This window comes from Pseudomonas sp. MLB6B (assembly GCF_054508135.1).
In genome coordinates, this window is sequence record NZ_CP199313.1 from 3,793,701 (window position 1) to 3,806,584 (window position 12,884).

12 protein-coding genes and 1 tRNA gene are annotated in these 12,884 nt (G+C 65.8%); 6 read left to right on the forward strand and 7 right to left on the reverse strand.

Annotation, left to right across the window (positions count from 1 at the left end):
- Positions 1-158: 158 nt before the first annotated feature.
- Both ACSMEV_RS16725 and ACSMEV_RS16730 read left to right on the forward strand, forming a co-directional pair.
- The gene (locus tag ACSMEV_RS16725) at positions 159-1,055 is read left to right on the forward strand and encodes a sensor histidine kinase (RefSeq protein WP_459208371.1); all 897 of its coding nucleotides are present in this window, start codon (positions 159-161) and stop codon (positions 1,053-1,055) included.
- The gene (locus ACSMEV_RS16730; RefSeq protein ID WP_459206147.1) at positions 1,045-1,692 is read left to right on the forward strand and encodes a response regulator; all 648 of its coding nucleotides are present in this window, start codon (positions 1,045-1,047) and stop codon (positions 1,690-1,692) included. The genes ACSMEV_RS16725 and ACSMEV_RS16730 overlap by 11 nt, the downstream gene beginning before the upstream one ends.
- Here the strand turns inward: ACSMEV_RS16730 and yegS are convergent.
- The 3 genes from yegS to moaB all read right to left on the reverse strand — a co-directional run bounded on the left by yegS (position 1,676) and on the right by moaB (position 4,466).
- A complete protein-coding gene (yegS, locus tag ACSMEV_RS16735) occupies positions 1,676-2,563 on the reverse strand; it encodes a lipid kinase YegS (RefSeq protein ID WP_296268675.1) in 888 nt (295 codons plus the stop codon). The genes ACSMEV_RS16730 and yegS overlap by 17 nt on opposite strands.
- A 153-nt stretch (positions 2,564-2,716) precedes the next feature.
- On the reverse strand, positions 2,717-3,922 hold the full coding sequence (locus tag ACSMEV_RS16740) for a molybdopterin molybdotransferase MoeA (protein WP_459208372.1): 1,206 nt from the start codon (positions 3,920-3,922) through the stop codon (positions 2,717-2,719).
- A 4-nt stretch (positions 3,923-3,926) separates the two neighbouring features.
- Complete coding sequence (gene moaB, locus ACSMEV_RS16745; RefSeq protein ID WP_459206148.1) at positions 3,927-4,466, reverse strand: molybdenum cofactor biosynthesis protein B; 540 nt, start codon at positions 4,464-4,466, stop codon at positions 3,927-3,929.
- A 173-nt stretch (positions 4,467-4,639) separates the two neighbouring features.
- On the opposite strand from moaB, the gene ACSMEV_RS16750 reads away from it, so the two are divergent.
- Together ACSMEV_RS16750 and ACSMEV_RS16755 are read left to right on the forward strand one after the other, a co-directional pair.
- Positions 4,640-4,861 carry a YgdI/YgdR family lipoprotein gene (locus tag ACSMEV_RS16750; RefSeq protein ID WP_296268677.1) on the forward strand — a complete coding sequence of 74 codons (222 nt, stop codon included), beginning with the start codon at positions 4,640-4,642 and terminating at the stop codon, positions 4,859-4,861.
- 80 nt (positions 4,862-4,941) lie between these two features.
- Positions 4,942-5,018 (forward strand) — tRNA-Pro (locus ACSMEV_RS16755).
- Positions 5,019-5,060: 42 nt separating this feature from the next.
- Here ACSMEV_RS16755 and ACSMEV_RS16760 read toward each other — a convergent pair.
- The gene (locus ACSMEV_RS16760; protein WP_459206149.1) at positions 5,061-6,824 is read right to left on the reverse strand and encodes an ABC transporter transmembrane domain-containing protein; all 1,764 of its coding nucleotides are present in this window, start codon (positions 6,822-6,824) and stop codon (positions 5,061-5,063) included.
- Positions 6,825-7,085: 261 nt separating this feature from the next.
- Between ACSMEV_RS16760 and ACSMEV_RS16765 the strand changes: the two genes are divergently transcribed.
- On the forward strand, positions 7,086-7,265 hold the full coding sequence (locus ACSMEV_RS16765; protein WP_413046958.1) for a PA1571 family protein: 180 nt from the start codon (positions 7,086-7,088) through the stop codon (positions 7,263-7,265).
- 66 nt (positions 7,266-7,331) lie between these two features.
- Here the strand turns inward: ACSMEV_RS16765 and pdxB are convergent, their stop codons facing one another.
- From pdxB to rlmM, 3 genes are read right to left on the reverse strand one after another with little or no spacing between them, the layout of a single operon-like run.
- On the reverse strand, positions 7,332-8,474 hold the full coding sequence (gene pdxB, locus ACSMEV_RS16770) for a 4-phosphoerythronate dehydrogenase PdxB (RefSeq protein ID WP_459206150.1): 1,143 nt from the start codon (positions 8,472-8,474) through the stop codon (positions 7,332-7,334).
- Between the two features lie 60 nt (positions 8,475-8,534).
- Positions 8,535-8,777, reverse strand: coding sequence for a sulfurtransferase TusA (tusA, locus tag ACSMEV_RS16775; protein WP_296268681.1), 243 nt, complete (start codon positions 8,775-8,777; stop codon positions 8,535-8,537).
- 34 nt (positions 8,778-8,811) lie between these two features.
- On the reverse strand, positions 8,812-9,876 hold the full coding sequence (rlmM, locus tag ACSMEV_RS16780; RefSeq protein ID WP_459206151.1) for a 23S rRNA (cytidine(2498)-2'-O)-methyltransferase RlmM: 1,065 nt from the start codon (positions 9,874-9,876) through the stop codon (positions 8,812-8,814).
- A gap of 243 nt (positions 9,877-10,119) precedes the next feature.
- Between rlmM and acnA the strand changes: the two genes are divergently transcribed.
- Entirely contained in the window at positions 10,120-12,858 is a 2,739-nt protein-coding gene (gene acnA, locus ACSMEV_RS16785) for an aconitate hydratase AcnA (RefSeq protein ID WP_459206152.1), read from the forward strand.
- Positions 12,859-12,884: the final 26 nt, after the last annotated feature.

Here is a 12,884-nt window from a genome sequence, read left to right on the forward strand (position 1 = left end):
CTCGCCTCAGAGGGGTGCCGCCCTGGTCCGTTCAAAGTGTTAAGCTATGCGCACTCAACGACCCTTAATTGTGCAAAGACGTATCGCGAGACCGTCGTGGTACGCGCGAGCTATTGGTTTTCGATTCTTCCAGCAACGATTCAGTGATCCCCCTGACCATGCCTTCATGCGTGAAGCTCCGTCGATGTCTCCCTCTGCGCGCAACGCTTTTGCGCTGGTCGTCCGGTCTGTCGTGCGGCGTCCCGCTGGTCGCGCAACTGTGGTATTGGCAACAGGCCCTGCCGACGCCTGGTCAATGGCTGGCGTTGCACCTGCTGGGCTTGCTGATGGTGCTCTGGCAACTGCGTCAGTACGGTAGGTCGATCACCCTGCAACCCCAGGAGTTGGCGCGGCGCATGCTCAAGGTGCAGGAAAGCGAGCGCGAGCACCTGAGCCGGGAGCTGCACGACGACATCGGCCAATTGCTGACCGCCGCGAAGCTGCAGGTCGAATGGTTGCAACGACGGGTGTCCGGGGATCTCACTCCCCATTGCAACACCGTGCGCAGCACGCTCGAACAGACGCTGACCAACGTGCGCGACCTCACCACCCTGCTCAACCCCCGTCAGCTCTCCAGCCTGGGCCTGGAGGAGAGCCTGCGCGCGCACCTGATGCGCACCCTGCAGCACAGCCCGGTGCGCTGGACCCTGCACTGCCCACAACGCCTGGACGGCGTACCGGCACCGTTGAGCATGGCGGCGTTTCGCATCACCCAGGAAGCCGTGACCAACCTCCTGCGCCATGCCCGGGCCGAGAACCTGCACATCGAAGTGCGGCGCAACCAGACCGGCCTGCTGCTGCGCATCGAGGACGACGGCGCGGGTTTCACCCCAGCGCCCGACCCAGTCCGTGCCGGCCAGCGCGGTCTGGCCGGCATGCACGAGCGCGCCCTGGCCCTGCAGGGCAGCCTGGCGCTGGACAGCGAGCCTGGCCGCGGCACGCGCATCGAGGCCAAGCTGCCCTGGCCCACGCGCACCCACCCCCGTGCCAGGAGCCCGGCTGCCCATGACCTGTAGATTGCTGCTGGTGGACGACCACTCGCTGATCCGCGCCGGCGTGCGTGCGCTGATCGCCGATGTGCCGGGCTATCAGGTGGTGGGAGAAGCCGAAGACGGCGACCGCCTGCCCGAGCTGGTGGCACGTCTGGCGCCTGACATCGTGTTGCTCGACCTGTCGTTGCGCTCGACCAGCGGGCTTGATGCACTGGCTCAATTGCGCGAGGCGGGCGCGTGCTGCCGGGTATTGATCCTGTCCATGCACACCGACCCGGAAACTGTCATGAGCGCCCTGGAAACCGGCGCCCAGGGTTACCTGCTCAAAGACACGACCGCCACCGAACTGGAACAGGCGCTAGACGCCTTGCGCGATGGCGGGCGCTACCTCAGCCCGGCCATCGCCCATGCCGTGATCGACCAGGCATTGCAACGAAGCCAGGCCACCTGCGAGCGACACAGTCTCACGGCACGGCAGTTGGAGATCCTGCGCTTGATCGTGCGCGGCAAGTCCACTCGGGAAATCGCCAATGGCCTGGGCCTGTCGATCAAGACCGTGGAAACCCACCGCTCGCACATCATGAAACGCCTGCAGATCTACGACGTGGCGGGGCTGGTGTTGTACGCCGTGCGCGAGAAGATCATCACCCTCGATGACTGAGCAAGGGCGAATCGGCCGGCAAGTGCACGCGCAGCGCGCCGGGGCAGGCCTCGAAGCGCAGGCTCTCGCCCTGCATCGGCTCGCCGTCGAGATTGATGTTCAAGCCCTTGGCGCTCTTGATCTCGACCCACGGCAGACGGGTGCGCACGAACAAACCATCGCCCCCCCACAGATCGCGCAGCGCGCCGACCACATCCTGCGGCGCGGGTAGCACACCGACATCGAGCAGACCATCGTCGACCAGGGCTTCGGGACACAGTTCATGGCCGCCACCGGCTTGTCGACCGTTGCCGATGCCCAGCGCCAGCAGGTCACCCTGCCAATGGAAGTCCGGACCTACCAGCTCCACCGAAGCGGCTTGCAGTTCGCTGAAGCGGGTCAGGCCGGTGAACAGGTAGGCCGCACCGCCCAGGACTTTCTTCAAGTCTTCGGACGTATTGGCCGTCACTTGGCTGCCGAAGCCGCCGGTCGCCATGTTGAGAAACCACTGGTCGCCGACCTTGCCCAAGTCGATCGGCTGCGCGGGTTGGTCCAGCAGCGCCAGCGCCTGCGCAGGCTCCAGCGGAATGCCAGCGGCCTTGGCAAAATCGTTGGCCGTGCCCAGAGGCAACAGCACGAGGCTGGCCTGAGTACCAGCCCGGCCCATGGCTTCGGCGATATCGCGCAGCGTACCGTCGCCGCCTCCGGCGATCACCGTGCCGTAGCCGGCCTGCAACGCCTCATCGACCAACCGCGCCGCGTCGCCGCCTTCCCAAGTCAGGCGCACGTCCAGCGTCCAGCCGCGCTCGCGGCACTGGCCCACGGCCGTGCGCACGTCTTCGTTCATGGCTTGCTTGCCATGCAAAACCAGCATTGCCTTGCGCTGCTGCATTGCGATTCTCCGACAGATAAGTGCCTGGCAATCTCGACACTCGGGAAGGTCGGAATGCTGCAAGCAGGCGGCTGTAAATATGAAAAAACGGACCGAGGGTGAACCGGTCGGGTACCTGGCACACGATACGCGCCAGGCTGCCCGCCAGTCAGGTCAGTCCAGCAGTTCGCTGAAGGGAATGAACGGCACGCGATCGCCGACCTGCGGCGTCGTGCCTTCGCGCACCTCGACCACGCCATCGGCCCAGGCAGCACTGCGCAATACGCCCGAGCTCTGGTTCTTGTAGATGTGCACCGCACCGTCCTGGATGCGCGCGCGCAGGTACTCGCGGCGGCTGCCGGCCTTAGGCCAGGCGAAGCCTGCCGGGACTTCGAAGCGCAGCGGCGCGACCTTGCCGACCCCCAGTCGACGCAGCAGGTAGGGCCGCGCCAAGAGGCCGAAGGTGACCAAGGTCGATGCCGGATTGCCCGGCAGACCGATCACCGGTACGCCGCGATAATGCCCGAAGGTCAGCGGCTTGCCCGGCTTGATCGCCAGCTTCCACAACGCCAGTTGCCCGGCCTCGCGCAGCGCCATGCCCAAGTAGTCGGCTTCGCCCACCGAGACTCCGCCCGTGGACAGGATCAAGTCCACATCGCCCAACCCCGCCAGGCACTGCCGGGTCAGCTCGAGGTCGTCGGCGAGGATGCCGGCATCGACCACCTCGCAGCCCATGCGCTGCAACCAGCTCACCAGCAGACGCCGATTGCTGTTGTAGATCTGCCCAGGGCCGAGCGGCTGCCCAGGCTCGACCAACTCGTCGCCGGTCGACAGCACGGCTACCCGCGCCCGCCGCACCACCGTCAAATCGCCGTGCCCGAGGGTCGCGGCCAGCCCCAGCTCGATCGGCCCCAGTCGCGTGCCGGCCGCCAGCACCTGTTCGCCGACGCGGGTCTCTTGACCTTGGGGGCGCACGTTCTGTTGGACGCGCAGGGGCTGCAGGAAGCGCACCCTGCCATCGGCCAACACCTCGACGTTCTCTTGCATCTCCACACAGTCGGCCCCGGCCGGCAACGGCGCGCCGGTGAAGATTCGTGCGCAGGTGCCAGGCGCCAAGGCCTCGGGCGCATGGCCGGCGAAGATCCGTTGGCTTACGCGCAGTGGTTCGCCCTGCCAGTCGGCCAGGCGCAAGGCATAGCCATCCATGGCGCTGTTCGGCCAGGGCGGCAGGTCGAGGCCGGCGATCAGGTCCTCGGCCAGCACGCGGCCTTCGGCCTCGGCCAGGAGCACTTGCTCGCGGTCTAAGATCGGCGCACCGTCGGCCAACGCCAATAGTTGCGCCAGGGCCTCTTCCACCGGCATCAGCGGCCGGGGCGCCATGGCCTCAGCCACGGCTTTCACAGGGCGCGGCCTGTTTCAGGTGGGTGACGAAGTTGCAGGGGCGATGGCGGGCGTCGAGCTGCTCGGCGAGGATGCCGTCCCAGCCGGTGCGCACCGCATTGGTCGAACCCGGTAGGCAACACACCAGGGTGCCGTTGGCCAGCCCCGCCAGGGCTCGCGACTGCACGGTGGAGGTGCCGATGTCGGGTACCGAGATCTGCCGGAACAGCTCACCGAAGCCATCGACCTGTTTGTCCAGCAGGCAGGCGACCGCTTCGGGGGTGCTGTCGCGGCCGGTGAAACCGGTGCCGCCGGTGATCAGCACCACTTGCACGATGTCGTCGGCGATCCAGGTCGCGACTTGGGCGCGGATCTTGTACAGATCGTCCTTGAGCAGCACGCGGGCGGCCAGGCGATGCCCGGCGGCGGCGAGACGGTCGACGAACGTCTGGCCGGAGGTGTCGGTATCGAGGGTACGGGTGTCGCTGACCGTCAGCACGGCGATGTTCAACGGCACGAACGGGGTATCTGCCTTGGCTTTCATGGGAGTCCATCACAGGGGAAACGTTGCTGGCCGTTATATCACAGCGTCGCCGACAGACCATGCGCGGGCAGCGACACTGGCGGTCTTGCACCAGCTGTGCTCGACTGTCGAGGAACTTGCGCAGACCTGATGCGTCTGACGCACATCAAGCACCCCCATATTGGAGAAACAAGATGATCAAGCGGACCCTTCCTGCCTTTTTGCTGGCCCTGGGCATGGGCGCACTGGCCGGCTGCGCGTCGCCCAGCGTGATTACCCTCAATGACGGCCGTGAAATCCAATCGGTCGATACTCCGTCGTATGACGAAGATTCCGGCTTTTACGAATTCGAGCAGCTCGACGGCAAGCGCACCCGTCTGAACAAAGACCAGGTCCGCACCGTCAAGGAGCTGTGACCGAGTCGCCTTCTTGCCCAACAGCCGTTGCACAACAAGGGCTTGCAGGCAAAAAGGCGATGCAGTAGCATTTTGCCCATCGGAGTGTAGCGCAGCCAGGTAGCGCGTCTCGTTCGGGACGAGAAGGCCGCAGGTTCGAATCCTGTCTCTCCGACCAGCTCCCGAAAAGACCCGCCTTGTGCGGGTTTTTTCTTGCCTGTCATTCGCTGCGTGAATTGAACTGCAACTCGGCCAGCCGCGCATACAGCGTGCTGCCGTCGAGCAACTGCCGATGCGTGCCGCTAGCCACCACCCTTCCCTTGTCCATCACCACGATGCGATCGGCATGCTGCACCGTCGCCAGACGGTGGGCGATCACCAGTGTGGTGCGCCCGCTCAGCAGCTGCGGCAACGCTTGCTGAATCAGGTGCTCGCTTTGTGCGTCCAGTGCGCTGGTGGCTTCGTCGAGCAGCAGGATCGGCGCATCCACCAGCAGCGCGCGGGCGATCGCCAAGCGTTGCCGCTGACCGCCCGACAAACCGATGCCACCTTCGCCCAGCAGGGTCTGGTAGCCCTGCGGCAGTTGCTCGATGAAATCGTGGGCATGGGCGCTGCGCGCGGCACGCTCGACTTCGGCGAAGCTGGCTCCGGGGCGGCCATAGCGCAGGTTGGCCTCGATGCTGCCGCGAAACAGCGCCGGATGCTGCGCCACCAGGGCGTATTGAGCGCGCAGCACGTCGGGGTCGAGACGGTCGATGGCCTGACCATCGATGAGGATGCGCCCCTGCTGCGGGTCGTAGAAGCGCAGCAGCAAGTCGAACAGGGTCGACTTGCCGGCGCCCGACGGCCCGACCAGGGCCAGGGTCTGGCCGGGCTCGATGCGCAGGTCGAGTTGTTCGATCGCCGGGTGGTCGGGGCGGCTGGGGTAGGCGAAACGCAGCCCTTGCAGCTCGATCAGCCCGCGGCTTCTGCCCAGCGCGGCAGGAGCGCTCGGCGCCACGATGGCGGGATGCGCCGCCAGCAATTCGGCGATCCGCTGCGCCGCCCCCGCCGCGCGCTGCAACTCGCCGAGCACCTCGCTGATGGTGCCCAGCGACGCACCGACGATCAGGCTGTAGAACACGAAGGCCGCCAGTTCGCCGGCCGAGATGCGTCCGGCGATCACGTCCATGCCGCCCACCCAGAGCATGACCCCCACCGCGCCGAGCACCAACACGATCACCAGGGTGATCAGCCAGGCGCGCTGGGCGATGCGTCGGCGCGCCACGTCGAACGCCGCTTCCACGGTCTCGGCGAAGGCGTCGCGGTCATGGCGCTGGTGGTTGTAGGCCTGCACGGTCTTGATCTGGCCCAAGGTCTCGGCCACGTAGCTGCCGACATCGGCGATACGGTCTTGGCTTTGCCGCGACAGGCTGCGCGCCCGTCGGCCCAGCAATAGGATCGGCGCCAGCACGATGGGCAGCGCGACCACCACGATGCTGGTGAGCTTGGCGTTGGTGACGAACAACAGCACCACACCGCCCACCACCATCAGCACGTTGCGCAGGAACATCGACAGGGACGATCCGATCACCGCTTGCAGCAAGGTGGTATCGGCAGTCAGGCGCGACTGGATTTCCGAGCTGCGGTTGTCTTCGAAAAAGCCGGGGTGCAGGGTCAGCAAATGCTCGAACACCGCACGGCGCAGGTCGGCCACGCAGCGCTCGCCGATCCACGACACCAGATAGAAACGGCTGAACGTGCCTGCCGCTAAGGCCAGCACCAGCAGCAGAAACAAACCCAGAGTCTGGTTGAGCTGATGGGTCGAACCCGTCATGAAACCGTGGTCGACCAGCAGACGAATGCCTTGGCCCATCGACAGCGTCACCAAGGCCGTGACCACCAGCGCCAACAAGGCCAGCAACCCACGTTTGCGGTAGGGGCGCAGGAAGTGCCAAGCCAGGCTCAGGGCATGACGGTGCGGCGTGGAGGCGGGCTTGAGCATGGTCGGGTCCGGTGGGCAGGCGAGCCTGGCAGCCTATCATTCACGCCCCAGGGCGTGGGCCGTTTGCGCAGGTTTCACGTGCCGACCGTCAGCACCGTGCACGGCAGCACACGCCTGTAGGTATACCCATTCGATATAAAGGGCCACTGGCATCGCGCCCGATTTTCTGGTGGACTGGTGACCTTGCGACGTCGGTGCCTGACACCAAGGGCCAACGCTCGCCCTCGACCTTGAATGAATATTTCGAACAGGAGACAGGACATGAGCTTGCAGCACACTCAGCATTCGCCGAAAACCCATACCCAGGGTCTCCAGCAGCCATGCGGTTCGATCCTCGATGCCGAAGGGCGCGAAGTGCCAATTACCGAAGACATGATTCAGCAGGCGTGCCAGCGCCTCGAAGAAAGCCGTGCCGACCGGTCCTATCGGGATCGGGGCTAGCTTTCAGGGCCGCTGACCCGGCTCGTTGCGGGTGCGCCCAAACATCGGCCACCCGCAACACTTCTTTCAAACCAGCACGGCCCCCAACGCACTCACCACCTGCGCCAACTGCGGCGCCTCCCCGCGAATCTTCACCTGCAACCCTTCGATCTCGCGCCGCGCCGGGTATCGCTTGCGCAGCGCATCGAACGCGACCCCCTGCTGCTGTGGATCGTCGCTCAAGCTGCGGCGGAAATCGGCATCGTCACGACGCGGGTCGTACACGGCCCGGCACAGCGTGGCCAACGCCCAGTCCGGCTCGCAGCTGGCGTCCAACTCGATCTGCGCCAGTGGCGCCGGCGGCAGCAGGTCGGCCAACCACACCTGCGGCGCCGAGCCTTGCCATTCGCAGAGCGCCTGGTAGATCTGCGCGGTACCGCGCTGGCGGCCGTCGAGGCTGTAGCCGGCAATGTGCGGCGTCGCCAGGGTGCAAACGTCGGCCAGGTCGACGTCCACCTGCGGCTCGCCTTCCCAGACATCGAGCACCGCGTGCAGGTCATCGCGGGCCAGCAGGCATTCGCGCAAGGCCTGGTTGTCCACCACGGCGCCGCGGCTGGCATTGATCAACCAGGCGCCCGGGCGCAGTCGCGCCAGCCGCTCGGTGTCGAACAGGTGCCAGGTCGGCTGCTCGCCGCTACGCTGCAGCGGCGTGTGCACGCTAACCACGTCGCATCGATCGAGCAAGGTGTCGAGGCTGACGAAATCGCCCCCCTCGGCGGCCTGGCGCGGCGGATCGCACACCAGCACCTGCCAGCCCAGGCCACGCAGTACGCGTACCAGACGCCCGCCCACTTCGCCAGCGCCGACCACGCCATACACCCGCTCGGCCAGGCGCACACCGTCGAGTTCGGCCAGGGTCAGCAGGCTGCCCAGCACATAGTCGACCACGCCGCGGGCATTGCAGCCCGGTGCGCTGCGCCAACGGATGCCGGCTTCGTTCAGGTAGTCGAGTTGCAGGTGGTCGGTGCCGATGGTGCAGGTGCCGACGAAGCGCACCCGGCTGCCTTCGAGCAACTGCCGGTCGACCCGGGTCACCGAGCGCACCAGCAGCACATCGGCGTCCTTGACGCAGGCCGCGTCGATGGCCCGGCCGGGGTAACGGCGGATCTCGCCGAACCCGGCGAAGAACGCATCGAGCAAGGGAATGTTTTCGTCGGCAACTATCAGCATGGCGCGCTCCTTATCGGGGAGCGCAGTGTAGGCGCTCTGCGGGAGCGCTTCCAGCGCGGCTCAGTCGGCCTTCTTGCGGATCCAGTACAGGTAGGTGCCGGCCTGCTCCTGCTGCTCGACCAGCTCGTGGCCAAGGAACACACAGAACTTGGGGATGTCGCGACGCGTCGAGGGGTCGGTGGCGATGACCTTGAGCAGGCCGCCCGCGGCCAGGTCGCGCACGTGCTGGTGCAGCATCATTACCGGTTCCGGGCAGTTCAGGCCGGTGGCGTCGAGCACCGCGTCGGGGGTGAAATCGGTCATGTCAGGCTCCAGAAGATTGAATCGGTTCGACCGCTCAACGCGGCGCAAGGTCCAGCCGGCGCAGATGGCAGGTGACTTCTTCGCGGTCGTGGTACAGCTGCTTGCAGGCGATCGACACGCGTACCTTGCGCGCCTTGAACGTCGCCTCCATGCGCTCGAGCAAGCGGCGCACCTCGGGGTAGCGCTGCTTCATCGGCAGCTTGAGGTTGACCACCGCCTCGCGGCACAGCCCCTCGCCCAGCCAGGTTTCGATCAGCGCCGTGCTGCGCGCCGGTTTCTCGACGATGTCGCAGACCATCCAGTCGACCCGCTGCTTGGGCTTCCAGGTGAAACCGTCGGCCATCAGATGCTGCACCAGGCCGGTGTCCATCAGGCTTTCGGCCATCGGGCCGTTGTCGATGGCGGTGACCAGCATGCCGCGCTTGACCAGTTGGTAGGTCCAACCGCCCGGCGAGGCACCCAGATCGACACCGGTCATGTCGTCGCCCAGGCGTGCTTCCCACTGCTCGCGGGGGATGAACTGATGCCAGGCCTCTTCGAGCTTGAGCGTCGAGCGGCTCGGCGCCTCGCGGGGGAATTTCAGACGGGGGATGCCCATCGGCCACAGCGCCGAATCGTCCTGGGCGGCGCTGCCGACGAACACCTGGCGGCCACTGATGAAGGTCAGCAGCAGACGCGGGCGACCGCGGTCCTCGACCAGCCGTCCGGCCTTTTCCAGGGCCTTGCGCAGCGGGCCTTCGAAGCGCTTGCAGAAGGTCGACAGCTCTTTGCCATCGTTGCTGTCGAGCACCTCCAGCCACAGGCTGCCGAACACCGGCAGTGCGCGCAGGTGTTCGAGCAACACGCTGATGCGGTCGGTTTCCGGCAGGTCGAGGAACTGACCGCGCGCCCATTGGCGCGGGAAGATCAGCTGGTCGAAGCGCAGGCCTTGCATCAACCGTTCGCTGCCGCCCTCCTCGGTGCAGACGAATTCCGCGCAGGCGCTCTGCGGCTTGGCCTTGGCGTAGCCCGGCACGCCCAGGCGCGCAGCGTGCTCGCTGATTTCGGCGCAGACCTCGCCCTCGAAGCCGGGCCGGCAATGCATGAACAGGGTACTCATTTCTCACTCCACGACGGTGGCGCGCAACGCGCCAGCCTTGATCCGGCGCCAGGCGGGCGGCGGCAAGGCGGCGAATGATAAAGGAAGATCGAACCAGCGACACGCCTCGCCGGTCCAGAAGAAGGTCAGGCCGGCGATGACCGGCCATACATTCGAGCCAGGCCCGTGCCGTGCGGGCCGTCACATCGAGGTGACATCGGCAACCTTCGCGATTGCCGGGCACCGGCGCAGAAGGAGTTGGCAATGCCCTCGCTTGATAGCCTGAATACCCTCAAGACCCTCGACATCGCAGGCAAGCTCTACCATTACCACAGCCTGCCGGAAGCGGCGAAAACCCTGGGTGACCTGCAAAGGCTGCCCATGTCGCTCAAGGTGCTGCTGGAAAACCTGCTGCGCTGGGAAGATGGCGAGACCGTCACCCGCGACGACCTCGGCGCACTGGCGCAGTGGCTCGAAGCGCGCCGCTCCGACCGCGAAATCCAGTACCGCCCCGCCCGCGTGCTGATGCAGGACTTCACCGGCGTGCCGGCCGTGGTCGACTTGGCCGCCATGCGCGCCGCCGTGGCTAAAGCCGGGGGCGATCCGCAGCGGATCAATCCGTTGTCGCCAGTGGATTTGGTCATCGACCACTCGGTGATGGTCGACCACTACGCCACGCCGCATGCCTTCGAAGAAAACGTCGACATCGAGATGGAACGCAATGGCGAGCGCTACGCCTTCCTACGCTGGGGACAGGACGCTTTCGCCAACTTCAGCGTGGTGCCGCCGGGCACCGGCATCTGCCACCAGGTCAACCTGGAATACCTGGGCCGCACGGTCTGGACCCGTAAAGAAGACGGCCGCACCTACGCCTTCCCCGATACCCTGGTCGGCACCGACTCGCACACCACCATGATCAACGGCCTAGGCGTGTTGGGCTGGGGCGTGGGCGGCATCGAAGCCGAAGCGGCCATGCTCGGCCAGCCGGTGTCGATGCTGATTCCCGAGGTGGTCGGCTTCAAGCTGACCGGCAAGCTGCGCGAGGGCATCACCGCCACCGACCTGGTGCTGACCGTGACGCAGATGCTGCGCAAGCACGGCGTGGTGGGCAAGTTCGTCGAATTCTACGGCGACGGCCTGGCGCAACTGCCCTTGGCCGACCGCGCCACCCTGGCCAACATGGCCCCCGAATACGGCGCCACCTGCGGCTTCTTCCCGGTCGACGACGTCACCCTCGATTACCTGCGCCTGTCCGGCCGCCCCAGCGAAACCGTGGCGCTGGTGGAGCAATACTGCAAAGCCCAGGGCCTGTGGCGCGAACCGGGTCAGGAACCGGTGTTCACCGACAGCCTGGCGCTGGACATGCACGATGTCGGCGCCAGCCTCGCCGGTCCCAAACGCCCGCAGGACCGCGTGCCGCTGGAAGAAGTGAGCAAGACCTTCGACGGTTTCCTCGACCTGCAACCCAAGACGCCGAGCAAGGAAGTCGGCCGTCTGGAAAGCGAGGGCGGCGGCGGTGTGGCGGTCGGCAATGCCGATCAGGCGGGTACTTACGACGACGGCTCGAACTCCTCGCGTCCGCTGCGCGATGGCGCCGTGGTGATCGCCGCCATCACTTCCTGTACCAACACCTCCAACCCCAGTGTGATGATGGCCGCAGGCCTGGTGGCGAAAAAAGCCGTCGAACACGGCCTGACCCGCAAGCCCTGGGTCAAGAGTTCGCTGGCGCCAGGTTCGAAAGTGGTCACCGACTACTTCCAGGCAGCGGGCCTCACGCCTTATCTGGACGAACTGGGCTTCGACCTGGTCGGTTACGGCTGCACCACCTGCATCGGCAACTCCGGCCCGCTCAACGAAGACATCGAAACCGCCATCAGCGACAACGACCTTACCGTCGCCTCGGTGCTGTCGGGCAACCGCAACTTCGAGGGCCGTGTGCACCCCTTGGTGAAAACCAACTGGCTGGCCTCCCCGCCCCTGGTGGTCGCGTATGCCCTGGCCGGCAGCGTGCGCGTGGACCTGTCGCGCGATGCCTTGGGCACCGGCAAGGACGGCAAGCCCGTATACCTCAAGGACATTTGGCCCACCCAGCAGGAAATCGCCGACGCGGTGGCCAAGGTCAGCACCGAAATGTTCCACAAGGAATACGCCGACGTCTTCAAAGGCGATGCGCAGTGGCAGGCCATCGAAGTACCCAAGGCCGCGACCTACGTGTGGGACGACGCCTCGACCTACATCCAGCACCCGCCCTTCTTCGAAGGCATCGGCGGCCCGCTGCCGACGATCGAGGACATCCACGGCGCCAACATTCTCGCCCTGCTGGGCGACTCGGTGACCACCGACCACATCTCCCCGGCCGGCAACATAAAGGTCGATAGCCCGGCCGGCCGCTACCTGCGCGATAAAGGCGTGGAGCCACGCGACTTCAACTCCTACGGCTCGCGCCGTGGCAACCACGAAGTGATGATGCGCGGCACCTTCGCCAACATCCGCATCCGCAACGAAATGCTGGGTGGCGAGGAAGGTGGCAACACGGTGCACGTGCCTAGTGGCGAAAAATTGTCGATCTACGATGCGGCCATGCGCTATCAGGCGGCAGGCACGCCGCTGGTGGTGATCGCTGGCAAGGAATACGGCACCGGTTCCAGCCGCGACTGGGCGGCTAAAGGCACCAACCTACTGGGCGTGAAAGCCGTGCTGGCGCAGAGCTTCGAACGCATCCACCGCTCCAACTTGGTGGGCATGGGCGTGTTGCCGTTGCAGTTCAAGGACGGCGACGACCGCAAGAGCCTGGGCTTGACCGGGCGTGAGCGGATCGATGTGCTCGGCTTGACCGACGCGAAAATCCGCCCGGCGATGCCGCTGACGCTGCGCATCACGCGCGAAGACGGGCAAACGCAGGAGCTGGAGGTGCTGTGCCGGATCGATACGCTCAATGAAGTAAAGTACTTCAAAGCGGGTGGGATCTTGCATTATGTGTTGCGGCAGTTGATCGCCTCGTAAATCGACATCGATGTAGGCATTGCTGT